General features: G+C 74.5%; 14 protein-coding genes. 10 read left to right on the top strand and 4 right to left on the bottom strand.

The features are described 5' to 3' along the window. Positions 1-59: 59 nt before the first annotated feature. On the bottom strand, positions 60-1,808 hold the full coding sequence (locus tag ACFYM0_RS11475) for a serine/threonine-protein kinase (protein WP_388499463.1): 1,749 nt from the start codon (positions 1,806-1,808) through the stop codon (positions 60-62). A 264-nt stretch (positions 1,809-2,072) separates the two neighbouring features. Here ACFYM0_RS11475 and ACFYM0_RS11470 point away from each other — a divergent pair, with 264 nt between their 5' ends. The 7 genes from ACFYM0_RS11470 (at position 2,073) to ACFYM0_RS11440 (ending at position 8,688) form a co-directional block, all read left to right on the top strand. Continuing rightward, complete coding sequence (locus tag ACFYM0_RS11470) at positions 2,073-3,236, top strand: agmatine deiminase family protein (protein ID WP_388499460.1); 1,164 nt, start codon at positions 2,073-2,075, stop codon at positions 3,234-3,236. Next, positions 3,233-4,114, top strand: coding sequence for a DUF4436 family protein (locus tag ACFYM0_RS11465; RefSeq protein WP_388499457.1), 882 nt, complete (start codon positions 3,233-3,235; stop codon positions 4,112-4,114). The genes ACFYM0_RS11470 and ACFYM0_RS11465 overlap by 4 nt, the downstream gene beginning before the upstream one ends. Positions 4,115-4,279: 165 nt before the next feature. Continuing rightward, entirely contained in the window at positions 4,280-5,056 is a 777-nt protein-coding gene (locus ACFYM0_RS11460) for a hypothetical protein (protein ID WP_388499454.1), read from the top strand. A 40-nt stretch (positions 5,057-5,096) separates the two neighbouring features. Further along, positions 5,097-5,660, top strand: coding sequence for a protein phosphatase (locus ACFYM0_RS11455; RefSeq protein WP_388499451.1), 564 nt, complete (start codon positions 5,097-5,099; stop codon positions 5,658-5,660). Between the two features lie 185 nt (positions 5,661-5,845). Next, positions 5,846-7,114 carry a cytochrome P450 gene (locus tag ACFYM0_RS11450; protein ID WP_388499449.1) on the top strand — a complete coding sequence of 423 codons (1,269 nt, stop codon included), beginning with the start codon at positions 5,846-5,848 and terminating at the stop codon, positions 7,112-7,114. 135 nt (positions 7,115-7,249) lie between these two features. Next, entirely contained in the window at positions 7,250-8,407 is a 1,158-nt protein-coding gene (locus ACFYM0_RS11445) for a hypothetical protein (RefSeq protein ID WP_388499447.1), read from the top strand. After that, on the top strand, positions 8,404-8,688 hold the full coding sequence (locus ACFYM0_RS11440; protein WP_388499445.1) for a hypothetical protein: 285 nt from the start codon (positions 8,404-8,406) through the stop codon (positions 8,686-8,688). Before ACFYM0_RS11445 ends, ACFYM0_RS11440 begins: the two co-directional genes overlap by 4 nt. Positions 8,689-8,739: 51 nt before the next feature. On the opposite strand, the gene ACFYM0_RS11435 is transcribed toward ACFYM0_RS11440, so the two are convergent. Together ACFYM0_RS11435 and ACFYM0_RS11430 are read right to left on the bottom strand one after the other, a co-directional pair. Further along, positions 8,740-10,137: a gluconate:H+ symporter gene (locus ACFYM0_RS11435; RefSeq protein ID WP_388499442.1), complete on the bottom strand. Its 1,398-nt coding sequence runs from the start codon at positions 10,135-10,137 to the stop codon at positions 8,740-8,742. A gap of 152 nt (positions 10,138-10,289) precedes the next feature. Further along, positions 10,290-10,805 (bottom strand): gluconokinase, encoded by a 516-nt coding sequence (locus tag ACFYM0_RS11430; RefSeq protein ID WP_388499439.1) that lies wholly within the window; start codon positions 10,803-10,805, stop codon positions 10,290-10,292. Between the two features lie 151 nt (positions 10,806-10,956). Here ACFYM0_RS11430 and ACFYM0_RS11425 point away from each other — a divergent pair, with 151 nt between their 5' ends. Beyond that, positions 10,957-11,667, top strand: a complete 711-nt coding sequence (locus tag ACFYM0_RS11425; RefSeq protein WP_388499437.1) for a FadR/GntR family transcriptional regulator — start codon at positions 10,957-10,959, stop codon at positions 11,665-11,667. Between the two features lie 41 nt (positions 11,668-11,708). Here ACFYM0_RS11425 and ACFYM0_RS11420 read toward each other — a convergent pair whose 3' ends face one another. Beyond that, a complete protein-coding gene (locus ACFYM0_RS11420) occupies positions 11,709-12,557 on the bottom strand; it encodes a helix-turn-helix transcriptional regulator (protein WP_388499435.1) in 849 nt (282 codons plus the stop codon). A gap of 138 nt (positions 12,558-12,695) precedes the next feature. Between ACFYM0_RS11420 and ACFYM0_RS11415 the strand changes: the two genes are divergently transcribed. Together ACFYM0_RS11415 and ACFYM0_RS11410 are read left to right on the top strand one after the other, a co-directional pair. Beyond that, positions 12,696-13,472, top strand: a complete 777-nt coding sequence (locus ACFYM0_RS11415; protein ID WP_388499432.1) for an NAD(P)H-dependent oxidoreductase — start codon at positions 12,696-12,698, stop codon at positions 13,470-13,472. A gap of 729 nt (positions 13,473-14,201) precedes the next feature. Further along, complete coding sequence (locus ACFYM0_RS11410; protein ID WP_388499429.1) at positions 14,202-15,296, top strand: hypothetical protein; 1,095 nt, start codon at positions 14,202-14,204, stop codon at positions 15,294-15,296. The last annotated feature ends 5 nt before the right edge of the window (positions 15,297-15,301 follow it).

The following is a 15,301-nucleotide window of genomic DNA, read 5'->3' as shown; positions in this document are numbered from 1 at the left end:
GCCCCGCCCTTCGCCGTTCCCGCGCCGGCGGTGATCCGGATCCCCGGCGGGCCGGGCCGTCAGCTCCGGCGGTACTGGTCCACCAGGATCGTGGCGGAACCGTCGGCCGGGGCCTCGACCAGTCTCACGATCGCGATCTCGCTCCGGTCCGGGCTGCGCACGCAGAACGGCCGGGCCTTCGCGAGTGCGGCGAAGGGCAGCGCGGCGGCCGGGCGGGTCTCGATGCCGTGGAGACAGGCGGCCACGGTCAGCTCCCCGGAGTCGGACACGAAGGAGTCCGACTCCTCGGAGGGGACCAGGGCCAGGCCGTCGCGGGCCAGGTACCACTCGGCCGTCTCCGCGGGCACCACCTTCCCCTCCTTCAGGTCGAACTCATAGGCGGAGTCGGGGGCGGTGAGCCTGGCCTTCGTGTAGCCGGGCAGGTAGGCGGCGGCCGGGTCGGGCGGGAGGGAACCGGGCGTGGCCCCGGCTGTGGCGGAGGCCGAGGCGGGGGCGGGGGCGGATGCGGATGCCGTGGGGCCGGTGACGGGGCTGCCGCCGGTGCCCGGGGCCCCGCCCGTGGGGACGTCCAGGTAGTACACGGCTCCGGCGGCGGCCAGCAGGGTGCCGGTCACGACGAGGGTCGGGAGCAGCGGAAGCCGCCGCCCGCGGCCCGGCCTGCCACGGCCCTGCCCGGGGAGGGACGCCGGTGCCGGTGCAAGTTCCGGTGCCGGGACGGGTACCGGTGCAGGTCCGCCGGGCCAGGCTCCGGAACCTCCGGAATCCGTGTCCGGTCCGGGGAAGGCCGGTCCGGGGACGGCCGGTCCGGGGACGGCCGGGGGGACGCCGGCCGGGCCGGGTGGTGCGGTGGCGGTCCTGGTGGCCTGGAACGGCGCGCGGTCGGGCAGGGCGGTGTCGCCGCCCCCGCCGCCGAGCTCCTCCCGGACGGGCCGGGGCAACCAGCCGTCGGTGAACTCCGGCCGCCCGCACACCAGGGGGTGCGCCCGCACGGAGGCGATCACTTCGGCCGGCTGCGGACGGTCCTCGGGCTGCTTCGCGAGGCACCACGAGACGAGGCCGTACAGCTCGTGCGGCACCCGGCTGAGGTCGGGATGCTCGTGGACGACCCGGTAGAGGGCGCTGGACTCCGGGCCGTTCCCGAAGGGCGCGATCCCGCACGCGACGTACGCGGCCAGCGTCCCGAGCGCGAAGACGTCCGTCGCCGGCGTCGCCGGATGGCCGAGCGCCTGCTCGGGCGCCATGAAGGCCGCCGTGCCGATCCGCAGGCCCGTACCGGTCAGCGCGGCCGCGTCGGCCGCGCGGGCGATGCCGAAGTCGATCACCCGGGGCCCGTCCTGCGCGAGCAGCACGTTGGCGGGCTTCAGGTCGCGGTGGACGACGCCCGCCCCGTGGATCGCCTGGAGCGCCTCGGCTATGCCCGCGAGGAGCAGCAGCACCGTACGGGCCGGCAGCGGCCCGTGGCGCCGTACGACCTCGTGCAGTGAGGGGCCGGACACGTACGCGGTGGCGAGCCACGGCGTGGGGTCCTCGACCCCGGAGTCGATCACCTGGGCGGTGAACAGGCCGTGGATCCGGCGGGCGCTGGACACCTCCTGGGCGAACCGGCGGCGGAACTCGGGATCGGAGGCGAGTTCCCTGCGGACGGCCTTGAGGGCGATGGGGCGGCCGCCGGGGGTGTGGGCCAGGTAGACCACGCCCATGCCGCCGGAGCCGAGCCGGGCGTGCAGGCGGTAGCCGCCGATCTCCTGGGGATCCTCTGCGGACAGTGCCGTACGGGCCGGCTGTGCGCCGGAGTGCTGCTCGGACATGCGGTGGCTCTTTCAACGATGCGGGGCGAGATGCCCTGCGGTGCGGCAGGGGCCTGCGCGCATCGTGCCATGAATTGACTGAATTTTCAGTCAGTGCCAGAGTGGGCGCCACGTGGCCGCACCACCCGCCCCGCGTCACGGCCCTTCGCGGACGGAGGGCGCACCCTTGAACCAGGGGCCCGGGAAGGCCGGCCCGTGCCGTGCCTGCCGCGCCCGTCCTGGCCGGACGAAGCCGTCCCGCCAGCTCACGATCGGAGCCCTCCCGTGTCCCACCTGCCCCCCACGCGCCGGACCGCCCTCCGCAGTTTCGCCGGGCTCGGCGCCCTCGCCTTCGGGGCCGCCGCCTGTGGCCCCTCGCAGAGCGCGCCGCGCTCCAACGCCCCCGAGGGCGCGACCCAGCCGTCCCCGGCCGGCGCCGAGCGCCGGCTCGGCGCCGAATGGGAGAGCCACACCCGCACCTTCATGGCCTGGCCCGCCCTGGACGCGGTCTGGATGGAGGACCTGCGCTACGTGCGCGAGGACATCGCGCGGATCGCCCGGGCCGTCGGCGGGTACGAGGAGGTCATCATGATGGCCCGGCCCGAGCAGGTGGCCGCCGCGCAGAAGGCCTGCGGCTCCGAGGTCGAGGTGATCCCGCTGGCCGTGGACGACCTGTGGGCCCGCGACACCGTCCCCGTCTTCGTCGAGGAGGGGGGCAAGGTCATCGGTGTCGACTTCAACTTCAACGGCTGGGGCAACAAGCAGGAGCACAAGAACGACGGCCAGGTCGGGCGCCTCCTGCTGCAGAAGTACGGGATCCCGCGGGTCAAGGCTCCGCTGGTGGCCGAGGGCGGCTCCTTCGAGGCCGACGGCGAGGGCACCCTGCTGATCACCGAGAGCTCGATCGTCAACGACAACCGCAACCGCGGCAAGAGCCGGGACACCATCGAGGCCGAGCTCAAGCAGACCCTGGGCGTCGAGACCGTGGTCTGGCTGGCCGGCGTGCGCGGCGAGGACATCACCGACGCCCACGTGGACAGCCTCGTACGGTTCGCCGCGCCCGGTGTCGTCCTGCTGGACCGCGCCCACCCGAACACCCCGAAGGACTCCTGGTCACGCTCCGCCGACCAGGCGAAGTCGGTCCTCTCGAAGGCGACCGACGCCCGCGGCCGGAAGTTCGAGGTCATCGACCTGCCGCAGCCGGACCTGGACAAGATCACGGGCGAGGGCGACGACTTCGTGTCGACCTACGCCAACTTCTACATCGCCAACGACTCCGTCTTCATGCCGAAGTTCGGGGACCGCCAGGCCGACGACCGGGCCCGCGGCATCCTGCAGGAGCACTTCCCCAAGCGGGACATCGTCCCCGTCGCGATCGACACGATCGCCTCGGGCGGCGGCGGCATCCACTGCTCGACCCACGACCAGCCCGGCAAGCCCGCCGCGTGAGCGCGGTGCGGCGCTTTCCGCTGCTCCCGGGTCTCCTCCTGCTGGCGATCGTGGCGGCGGTCGGCGTGGGGGCCTGGCTCCAGTTCGGCGAACGCCAGGACCAGGACACGGTCCACACCACGGGACGGGCCGATCCGGACCGGGTGGACGTCCAGGCGACGATCCAGCGCGTCGACGCCGCCGCGCGCGAACTGGTGCTGCGGGTCCTGGTCAGGCCCAGGGGAGCGCTGGCGGAGGCCGACGGGGTCGCACCCGTCGAGGACCTCACCCTCCAGACCTCGGCGGCCACCCGCGACGACCTGACCTTCAAGGCCCACCAGCGCATCGCGGGCCGGGACGTGGCGGTGGCCCTGGACGACGGCTCCATCACGGACTACCCGTTCGACACCTACGGGGCTGACATCGGGTTCGGGGCAGTGCTGGGCGACAAGACGGTTCCGGTCCGGGTCCTGTTCTCCAACAACGACGTGCTGTTCACGTCCACGGTGGAGGCTTCGGCGGCGAGCGGCGGCGAGGTCGTCCTCGACGTCGGACTGGCCCGTTCCAACAGCGTGCTCGTGTTCGCGGTGTTCATGATGATCGCGATGTGGGCGCTCGCCGTGTCGGTCCTGATCGGAGGGTGGTTCCTCGTCACCCGCCGCAAGGGGCTCACCTGGCCCGCCCTCGGCTGGATGGCCGCCACCCTGTTCGCCCTGGCGGCCTTCCGCAACACCGCCCCGGGCACACCGCCGATCGGCTGCCTCCTCGACTACCTCGCCTTCCTCTGGGCGGAGATCCTCATCGCGTTCTGCCTGATCACCGTCGTCGTCATGGGGATCAGGGCCGAGTCCCGCGCGGAGCCTCCGGTGGACGGGGCGGTCGGGGCGATCGGGACCTGAGACGCGGTACGGGCGCGGGCGGCCCCCGCGGGCCGGGGCCCCGCGCCGCCCCCGCACCCCCGCCGGCGGTACCGGGCGGGGCTGCGGGGGCATTCGGGTGGCCCGCCGCGGCCCGACCGCGTGACGCGCGGGGCGGGTATGCAGGGCGCCGTACCGTGGCTGACCATGACCCTCCAGAGCGACCGGGCCGGACAGGCCGACGAGACCGGGCACGCCGGGCGGCGCGGGTCGAACACGCGGCAGGTTCCGGCCGGGCACGTCGACCGGACCGCGGCGCTCGTACGGGACGCGGACCCCGGGGCCGGCTGGGCCGTCGGCGGTGCGGAGGGCCCGGACGCGGTGGTGGAGGCCGGGGACCCGGCCACCGCCCCCGATGCCGGCGGGCTGGTGGGCGTGCTGGCCGTCTGGCCCGTCATCGGGGTGCTCGTGGACGCGGGGGAGCTGGCCCTGCACACCCCGCTCACCGCCTACGGGGCGGGCGGCGGCCTGCCCGCCGGAACCACCGCGCACCAGCTGCTCACCCACGGCTCCGGGGTGTCGCCCGCCCTCTTCGGGCTCGCCGAGCGGCTGTGCGGCAGGCCCCTCGCCGGGTTCGCCGCCGACCGGATCTGGGGGCCGCTCGGCATGACCCGGACGGGCTTCACCGCCGACGGGACCCTGTGCGCGCCCGTCGCCGACCTCGGCCGGTTCCTGACCCACCTCCTCGCCCCGGCGGGCGGCCCCGTCAGCCCGGCCTGGACGGCGCAGTCGCTCCGCATCCGCACCGGCGAGCTGCTCCCCGCCCGCGGCCTCCTCTGGCACCCCGCCGCGCACGGATCCTGGTCCCACGGCGAAGGCCCGGTGCTGTGGATCTCCCCCCGTGGGCAGCGCTGGGCCGCCCTCCTCCCCACCACCCCGTCGGCCCCGCTCCGGACGGCCTTCCGCGAGGCGGCCTTCACCTGAACCCGGCTGCACCGCACCGTGGTCGTATCTTCGGAGTCCGATGAAGAAGACCCGGCAGAAGGACCGTGAGGTGCCCGGTCCGCAGAGTCCCTGGGACGAGATCACCCCCGGCCTGTGGATGGGCGGCCACTTCTGGACCGACCCGGCCGGAGAGCTGCGGCCGGTCGTCGTCGGAGTCGAGTTCGACCTCGTCATCAGCCTCTTCACCCGGCCGGGCCACGGCCCCGACCCGCGGGTGGAACACCTGGTCGGCGAGCTGCCCGATGCCCCGCTCACGGGCGCGCAGCTGCGCACCGTCCTCGGGCTCGCCGGAGCCGCCCGCACGGCTCTCGACTCCGGACGGCGGATCCTGGTGCGCTGCCATTCCGGGTACAACCGTTCCGGCCTGGTCGTCGCCCAGTGCCTCGTCGACGGAGGCCTCGAGCCGGCCGCCGCCATCGGCCTCGTCCGCCTCGGACGCTCACCCTGGGCCCTGCACAACGACACCTTCACGGCCTACCTCGCCGCCGGTCCGGAGGTCGCCGCACTGCTCGTCGACCTCGACCCGGGCCCCGACCGCGACCCCGATCCGGATCTCGAACCGGGAGCACCGCCCCACCGGTAGCCCGCCCATGGCCCCCGTACCCCCCTCGTGGTCCTCGGGGCGCGGACCCGGGGTGGTCGACGTACGGTGAGCGCGAGATCACCGACCGTCGAATCCAGGCTGCGCGGAGGTACACGGATGCGTACGGCCCAAGAGACCGCCCGCGGTGCGCGCACGCCACCGGCCCCGGCCGCGGCGGCCCCCGTATGACCGCCCGGGCGGGGCGCGGCGAGAGCGCACGGTTCGCCGCCGCGCACGCGCTGCCCGCCCTGGTACGGGACTTCGTGAGCGTCCGGCCCCGTGCGGTGCGCGGGCACGCGGGTCCCGGCCGGCCGCGCTGGTCCGCAGCCACCCTGCGGGCCCTGCGCGAGCGGCACGGCGGGGCGCCCGTGCTCGTCCGGGGGCTGACCGGCACCGTCCTGCTCATCCTCGATCCGCAGGACATCCGGCAGTTCTACGCCGAACCCGTCGGCTCCCTCGTCCAGCCCACCGGAGAGGCGGACGGCGGTTTCGCCCACGCCGGGTTCGGCGCCGGGCGGCGGGCGGTCGACGACTCCGTGCTCGCCGCCGGGCTGACCGTGCACCCCTCGTGCGGGGCGTTCCTCTCGGTCCTCACCGATGAGGCCCGGCGCCTGACGGCGGGGGGTTCCCTCGAACTCGCCCGCGTCCGGCACTCCGTGGCCCGCGCGGCCCGGCGCATCGTCCTCGGCGACGCGGCCGCCGAGGACGCGGAACTCGGCCGCAGGCTCGGGCGTTCCCACGACCGGGCGGGAGCGCGGATCGCCGCGTACGCCGACCTCGCCGAGCCGCACACCCTCATCGGGCGGGCCCGCCGCCATGCGGACCCCCTCGGCCGGCCGGACCGTCACGGGTCGGACGAGGCGTCGGCGGACCCGGTCGGGCAGGTCCGCCAGTGGCTGGCCGCCTTCGACCTCGTCCCCGGCGTGCTGCTGCGCACCCTGCTGCTCCTCGGCGCGCACCCGGCCGAACAGGACGCCGTCGCCGCCGAGGCCCGCGCCGCCGGATGGGTGCAGGGCGCCGCCCAGGGCGCGCTGCCCCGGCTGCGTGCCTGCGTCCGGGAATCGCTGCGGCTGTATCCGGCCGTCCCCGACCTCATACGGATCACCCGCGCCGAAACCGAATGGCGGGGCGTGCGGCATCCCGCCGGGACCTGTGTGGTGCTGCCCGTGCTGTTCCACCAGCGCGACCCCGATCACGTGCCCGCCGCGCACGTCTTCGTACCGGGCCGGTGGGCTTCCCGCGAAGCGGACCAAGACGTCCGGATGGCCCCGTTCAGTCATGCCGGCGGCCGCTGCCCCGGCGAACAGCTGGGGCTGCTGGTCACCGCGGCGCTCTGCGCGGAGGTGCTGCGCGGACACCGGGTCCGGCCCGTCCGCCCCGAGCTCGACCCCCTCGGCCCGCTCCCCGCGGCCCTCGACCCGCAGGGCATCCGCCTGCGCCTGACCCGCCGCTGACCCCGGCACCGGCCTCGCCCGCACCCCGGCGGCGCCGCGTCGTCCGGCCTGGCCGCCCCGACTGCCTGTCTGCCGACCGATTCTGTTCGTCCCGCCCCGTCCTGCCCGATGCTCATCCGACCCGACGAGGAATCCATGTCCGACGCCGCGCCCCCCGGGACCTCCGCGACCTCCGTGCCCACCGACCCGGACGCCGATCAACTGGGCGCCCTGTGCCGGGAACTGGCCGAGGCGGCCGACGCCGTCGGCGAAGCCGCCCGCTACGCCTCCCGGCTGGCCCTCGGCTCCCGGCTGCCGGTCACCGCACTGGGTCTCGGCAGCCGCCGCCGCGCGGCCTGGCGTACGCTGCTGCGCGCCCTCACCGACCCGCACGGACTCGGCTGGGCCGCCCGGGGCCGGGGCGTGGCGCGGGCCGGTTGGCTCGCCGGGGTCCTCACCGGCCGGGAGAGCCTCGCCGTCAGCCTCGCGGTGTGCGGCCTCAGGGGCCGGATCCGGGCCGAGAGCACCCGTAACCCTGCGAGGTCGAAGGACGCTGCCGCCGCCGAGGTGTTCCTCGCGGTGGAGGAGGGCCGGCAGGCGGACGCCGTCCGGGCGTTCCGCGCACTCGTGCGCCGACGCGGCGAGGGTCCCGCCTTCGCCCTGCTGAACCCCTCCTTCGCCGACATCCTGGCCTGGAACGCGCTGACCGACGACAACCCGTTCAACGACCACGCCGGCTGGCAGGTCGCCACCGGCAGGGCCGTGGCCGCCGAGCCGCTCCTCGGGATCGGCGCCGCCCTGCGGGCCTTCTTCGACCGGGGACCCGCCTGCTCCGAGCCGGGGACCCGCCTCCTGGCCGAGCTGGACACCAGCGGCACCCCGGCCGGGTACCGGGGCAATGCCGACCGGATCGGCGACGCCGCGGGCGCGGTCCTGCTCCAGCAGGTCGCCGGCCCGGACGGGGTGGAGCGGTGCGTGCTCCAACTCGCGGGACCACCGACGGAGTCCGGCCGCGCCGAAGCGCCGTACGAGGACCCGGCCGCGCACGTCCGCGAAGTGGCCGCGACCGTACGCCGCCTGGTGCCCTCCGGGACCGAACTCGCCCTCCTCGGCCACGGACCGGGCGCCCGGACGGCCGGACGGCTGGCCGCGAGCCGGGAGTTCACCACGGTCTACCGGGTCACCTGGGTGGGTTCCGGCTCCGAGCCGGGTCCGGCGGCGGCCCTCGCGGGCTTCGGGGGCCGGGTCACCGGAAGCCACCTCGTGCGACTGCCGGGACATCCCGACGTCTACGTTCCGGGGCGGACCCAGTGACGGACACCGCCGGGCCCGGGCCCCGGGCCGAGACCCTCGCGGCCCCGGCCGAGGGGCTGCGCGCCCATTCGGCCGCCCTGCGTTCGCACGCCGAACGGCTCCGCATCGCCGCCGGAGACCTGCGCTGGCAGGGCCCGGGGGGCGATGCCTTCCGCGCGGAGGTGGCGTCCCTGGCCGACCGCTGCGCCACCGCGGCGGGCGGCTTCGAGCTGGCGGCGGCCCAACTGGCCTGCCCCGGGTCCCGGGAGGGGACGCGGGGCAGGCACCGTCGGACCGGCTGACCGGAGGGTGGCAGCTGAGCGGAAGCCGGCGGGGAGTGGGGCCGCGAGCGGTCAGAGGGCCAGTGACAGCAGCAGGACGAAGCCCAGGCCGACCACCGAGATGATGGTCTCCATCACCGACCAGGTCTTGAGGGTCTGGCCGACCGTCATGCCGAAGTACTCCTTCACGAGCCAGAACCCGGCATCGTTGACGTGGCTGAAGAACAGCGACCCCGCCCCGATGGCGAGGACCAGCAGAGCGGTCTCCGTGGACGACATGCCCGCCGCCAGCGGGGCCACCAGTCCGGCCGCCGAGATGGTGGCGACCGTCGCCGAGCCCGTCGCCAGGCGGATGGCCACAGCGATGAGCCAGGCCAGCAGCAGGGTCGGTATCGCCCAGTTCTCGGACAGGTCCATGATCATCTGGCCGACGCCCACGTCGATCAGCGTCGTCTTGAAGCCGCCGCCCGCGCCCACGATCAGCAGGATGCCCGCGATCGGGGCCAGCGACTTCTCCACCGTCTCGGACAGCCGCGCCTTGGTGAAGCCGGCCGCGCGGCCGAGGGTGAACATGCCCACGAGCACCGCCGCGAGCAGCGCGATCAGGGGTGAGCCCGCCACGTCCGTGACCCGCTGGACCGCGTTGGCCGGGTCGTTGACCACGATGTCGACCAGGGCCTTCATCAGCATCAGGACCACCGGGAGCAGCACGGTGAAGACCGTCGCCCCGAAGCGCGGGCGGTGTTCCGGTTCCACCGGAGGCCGCTGCGGGACCATCCGCTCGGGCGCCGGGATGTCCACCCACCGTGCCGCGTAACGGGAGAACACCGGGCCCGCGATGACGACGGTCGGGACGGCGACGAGCACGCCGAGCGCGAGGGTGAGCCCGAGGTTGGCGTCGAGCGCGTCGATGGCGACCAGCGGACCGGGGTGCGGCGGGATCAGCCCGTGCATCACGGACAGGCCGGCCAGCGCGGGGATGCCGATCCGCATGAGCGAGTAGTTGCCCCGCTTGGCCACGAGCAGGACCACCGGGATCAGCAGCACGATGCCGACCTCGAAGAAGAGCGGGAGGCCGATCACCGAGGCGATCAGCACCATCGCCCACGGCATGGCCCGGCCCCTGGCGCGCGCCAGGATGGTGTCCACGATCTCGTCCGCGCCGCCCGAGTCGGCGAGCAGCTTCCCGAGGATGGCGCCGAGCGCGATGAGGACGCCGACGCCCGCGACGGTCGATCCGAGCCCGGCCGTGAAGCTGGAGATGGTCTTGGCGAGTGGAGCGCCGGCGAACACCCCGAGGGCGAGCGAGCCGAGCGTCAGCGCCAGGAAGGCGTGCAGCTTGAGGCGGGTGATGAGCAGGACGATGACGGCTATGCCCGCGATGACGGCCACACCCAGCTGGGTGTTGCCGGCCGAGGTGATCGGCTCGGTGGCGGCCGCTGCGAGAGTCTCGACGCTGAGACTGGTCACGGTGACGGGTTCCTTCGTTCTTGTTCCGGGGCAGGGCGGAGGGGCTGCGGGCAGGGGCTGCTGCGGGCAGGGGGCTGCGGCAGTGGGCGGGACGGGGTCGGGCGGGACGGGGTGGGAAGGGGCGGGACGCGGTCCGGTCCTGGTCCGGGCGGTTACGCGGCAGGTGCCGGGAGGCGGCGCAGGGCGGACAGCGCCCGCGCGGTGATCTCCTCCGGGCCTCCGGACACGTCGACGAGAACGCCGAGTTCATCCGGCTGGAGCGGCTCCAGCGTGGCGAACTGCGAATCCAGCAGTGTGGTGGGCATGAAATGCCCCTTGCGCGCGGCCATGCGCTCTTCGACCAGCGGCCGCTCGCCGGTGAGGTGGACGAAGACGGTGTCCGGTGCGACGGCCCGCAGCCGGTCGCGGTAGGCCCGCTTGAGGGAGGAGGCGGAGAGGACCCCGCCGCCGACCCCGGCCCGGTTGCGCATCCACTCGCCGATCGAGTCCAGCCAGGGCCATCGGTCCGCGTCGTCCAGGGGGATGCCGGCGGACATCTTGGCGACGTTGGCCGCCGGGTGGAAGGCGTCGCCCTCCGCGTAGGGGAGGACGAGCGCGTCGGCGAGCAGCCGGCCCACGGTCGTCTTTCCCGTCCCGGCCACACCCATCACCACAATGACGCGCGTCATCGCGCACCTCGTTTTCGTCGTCCGCGTCCTCGTTGACATCGGCCCCGGGGGCCTGGGCACCACTGAAGCCCATTACGTAGTACTTATTCAAGGGTTGCTCGGCAAAACATCACATCTTTTGTCCATCTGAGGGTCACCGTACGCTTACGCCATGACCACTGACGGGCCCGTCGGCCAGGGGCTCCACTCCCGCGTACTGGACACGATCGGCCTGGCGATCACGGCGGGGGAGCACCCGCCCGGCAGCGTGCTGCGCACCGACGCGATCGCCGAACGCTTCGACGCATCCCGGACCGTGGTCCGCGAGGTGGTCCGTGTGCTGGAGTCGATGCAGCTGGTCGAGTCCCGCCGCCGGGTCGGCGTCACCGTCCGCCCCACCGAGGAGTGGAACGTCTACGACCCGCGCGTCATCCGCTGGCGCCTCGCCGGCGCGGACCGCCCCCGGCAGCTGCGCTCCCTCACCGTGCTGCGCTCGGCCATCGAACCGGTCGCGGCCGGACTCGCGGCGGTACGGGCCACCCCCGAGCAGTGCGCCGAGCTCACCGAGGCGGCCCTCGGTATGGTCCGCACCTCACGCGGCCACCAGCTGGACGGGTACCTCCACCACGACATCGCCTTCCACCGGATCGTGCTCAACGCCTCCGGCAACGAGATGTTCGCGCGGCTCGGCGACGTCGTCGCCGAGGTCCTGACCGGGCGCACCCAGCACGCGGTGATGTTCCACGACCCCGACCCGGCCGCCGTCACCCTGCACGTGCGGGTGGCCGAGGCCGTACGGGAGGGCGACGCGGCGGGCGCCGAGGCGCTGACGCGGCAGATCGCGGTGGGCGCGCTCGAGGAACTGGACGTGCTCGCGCCGTAGGGCCCGCCCTTCGGGCCTTGCCGCAAGGACGTGCCGGCAGGTCAGTCGGTTGGCCGGACGGTCACCGGGGGACGCGCGTCGGCGCTGTCCGCGCCCAGGCCCGAGAGCAGCCGGAGCCCGTCCTCGGCGGGGCTGCCGGGGGCGGCGGACAGGATCAGCAGCTCCATGCCCGATTCGCCCGGCAGCGCGAAGTTCTCCTGGTGCAGTTCCAGCAGCCCGATCAGCGGATGGCGGTACGCTTTGCGGCCGTGTGTGCGGGCGCGCACGTCCGCACGGGCCCACAGGCGGCGGAATCGCTCGCTGCCCATCGCCAGTTCGCCGATGAGCGAGGCCAGCCTGGGGTCCTCGGGGTACTGGCCGGTGGCCAGGCGCAGGTGCCCGACCACGTCGAGCGTGCAGTGCTCCCAGTCCGCGTAGAGGCCGCGCTCGGCCTCCTCGAGGAAGAGGTGCCGGGCGATGTTCAGGCCCGGCATCGGCCGGCCGAAGAGGAGCCCGGCCAGGCGGTTCCCGGCGAGCACGTCCAGCCGGTGGTTCATGATCATCGCGGGGGCGCCGGTGACGAGGTCGAGGACGCGCAGCACCTCCGGGCGGATCCGCCCGCCGGGTGCCTTCGTGCGGCGGTGGCGCTGCCGGGCGAGCCGGTAGAGGTGCTCCCGCTCGGTCTCGTCCAGGCGCAGCACGCGGGCAAGCGCGTCGAGGACCTGCTCGGAGGGCTGGGTCGCGCGGCCCTGCTCCAGGCGCACGTAGTAGTCGACGCTGACACCGGACAGGTGCGCGACCTCTTCGCGGCGCAGTCCTTCGACCCGGCGGCGGCTGTCGGTGGGTATGCCGACGGCCGCCGGATCGACCCGTGCACGCCGGGTCCGCAGGAAGCCCGCAAGATCGTCCATGGGCCCCAGTATGGCCGCGGTGCCGCCCGCGAGGGTGGTCCTGCCGTTACCAGGAAGTCCGGTCCGACGGAAGGCGCACCCCTGAACAGCGGGCGCCGCGGGGCCCAGGATCAGGGCATCCGATCCCGAGGAGTTCCCGTGAAGACGCTGATCGTCTACGCCCACCCCGAGCCGAAGTCGCTCAACAGCTCGCTGAAGGACCTGGCGGTCTCCACGCTGGAGGGCGCCGGGCACGAGGTGCGGGTGAGCGATCTGTACGCCATGAACTGGAAGCCGGTCGTGGACGCCGCGGACTACGGCCCCCACGCGTCGAGTCCGCTGAAGGTCGCTCTGGACTCGGGCCGGGCCTTCGGCGCCGGGGCGCTCACCCCGGACGTGCTCGCCGAGCAGGAGAAACTGCTGTGGGCCGACACGATCATCTTCCAGTTCCCGCTGTGGTGGTACACGATGCCCGCGATCCTCAAGGGCTGGGTGGACCGGGTGTTCACCCACCGCTTCGCCTACGGCGTCGGCGAGCACAGTGAATCGAAGTACGGGGAGCGCTTCGGCGAAGGCACCCTCGCGGGCCGCAGGGCCCTGCTGTCGGTGACCGCGGGCGGCCCGGAGGCGCACTACGCCGCCCGCGGGATCAACGGCCCCATCGACGACCTGCTGTTCCCGATCCACCACGGGATCCTCTACCACCCCGGCATCGAGCCACTGCCGCCGTTCGTGCTGTACGGCGCCGACCGAATGAGCGGCGAGGACTACGCGGACGTGGCCAAGGCGTGGGTGGAGCGCCTGCTCACGCTGGAGACGACCGAGCCCATCGCCTTCCGGCGGCAGAACTTCGGGGACTACGAGATGCCCTCGCTGCACCTGAAGGAGGGTCTGGAGCCCGCGGGCCGGATGGGATTCGGGCTGCACGTGCGGTGACCGCTGGCCGCGGGGTGGACTGGCCGGGCGGACCTGGCAGGTCGGCTGGTTGGACAGGTTGGACAGGTTGGACAGGTTGGTCTGGCCGGTGGGCCGGTGGGCCGGTGGGGTCTGTGGGTCGGTTCGGCCGGGCAGGTCGGTCCGGTGTTCCGGATGGCCGGGGTGGCGCTGCGGGTGCCCCGCCGTCCGGCGTACCGGTACCGCGTGTCGTTGGACCAACCCGTTGACGCTGCCGCGGGATGAGCGTTTTTGATCTTCGTCGGGTCCTCTTCCGGGAGATGCTCCCCCTCGCTTCGGCCGGAGCATACGACCATTTCCGTGCGGCGAAGGGTTACTCGCATGTCTTCCACAGCAAGAACCGGACGAAGGGCCCGGCTGGCGGGCGGCCTCGTACTGCCGGTGGCCGTGGCACTGGGCGGCCTCGCGGTCCCGGCAGCGGCCTCCGGCGGTGGCGCGGTGGCCTCCGGCGGTGGCGTGGTGTCGGAGTCCGGGAAGAGGACGGTGCCTGAGTCCGGCGCTGGCCTGGTGCCGGAGTCCGGGAGCGGCGCGGTACGCGAGCCGGGGAAGGGCACGGTGCTCGAGTCCGGGAAGGGCACGGTGCTCGAGTCCGGCAGGGGTGTGGTGCCGGAGTCCGGGAGGGGCGGGGTGTCTGAGCCCGGCAGAGGGGCGGTGCCTGAGTCCAGTAGGGGTGTGGTGCCTGAGGCTGGGCGGGTCGGCGCCGGGCGGGGTGTGCCCGGATTCGGGGGGCGTGCGGGCGGAGAGGTCGGTGGGGCGGCGGGGGAGCCCGCCGGTGGGGCCGACTCCCGCGAGCCGAACGCCCCGCACCCGGCGTACGCGTCCCCGGGGGCCGGTGCGCCGAGCGCTCCGCAGCCGCTACGGGCCGTCCGCGCGGCGGAGCCGGACGGCGCCGGGCCCGCGGCCAACTGTTCGCGGCCGCGCGCCGAGGCGGTCCCGGAGAACGGTCACCAGTGTCCCAAGGGGCCGAAGGGGCCCGCCGGACCGCCGGGTGCGAAGGGCGAGAAGGGCGAGAAGGGCGAGAGGGGGGACAAGGGCGAGAAGGGCGGCTCCGGGCCCAAGGGCGACGCGGGCGAGAAGGGGAACGCCGGCGCCAAGGGGGATGCCGGGCCGCCCGGGGCCAGGGGCGAGCGGGGGATCGCCGGGCTCAAGGGGGACCGGGGGGCCGTCGGGCGCAAGGGGGACCCGGGGCCCAAGGGGGACATCGGGCGGACCGGAGACGTCGGGGCGGCCGGGCCGCAGGGCCAGCAGGGGCCCGCGGGTCCGGCCGGGCCGGCGGGCTCGCAGGGGCTGCCCGGCCTGCCCGGCACCGCGGGTCCGCAGGGCTTCGCCGGGCCGCCCGGGCGGCAGGGCGCCCCGGGCCCGACCGGTGCCACCGGGGCGCTCGGTCCGCTGGGTCCGGTGGGGCCGCGGGGAGTTCCCGGCCCGATCGGCCCCTGCGCCTCGGTGGACAACCAGATGCCCAACAACTCCGAGGAGTTCGCACTCGTCCTCAAGGACGGCAAGACCTACCTCGGCCGCCGTACCCGCGACATGGCGGGCCAGTGGGGCGACTTCGGCTGGACCGACCTCACCGTGGCACCCGTCACCGGCTACCCCGCCGACGTCTGCACCGTCGCCCTGGCCATCCACGGCAACGACGTGAAGATCAAGGCCATCACCAAGACGGGCACGCTCTACCACACCCACTGCGTGACCAACGGGCGCACCGTCACCTGCGACGCACCTTGGGCGCCCGTACATCCGCAGCCCGGAGCGGTGGCGCCCGCCGCCGCAGGCGCCCTGACCCGGGAGCCCGCCCGGGAGTGACCGCA

It is taken from the genome of Streptomyces sp. NPDC006487, from assembly GCF_042870555.1.
GTDB lineage: Bacteria > Actinomycetota > Actinomycetes > Streptomycetales > Streptomycetaceae > Streptomyces.
Note: the sequence above shows the minus strand (reverse complement) of the source record. Positions and strands in the feature narration are given on the sequence as shown.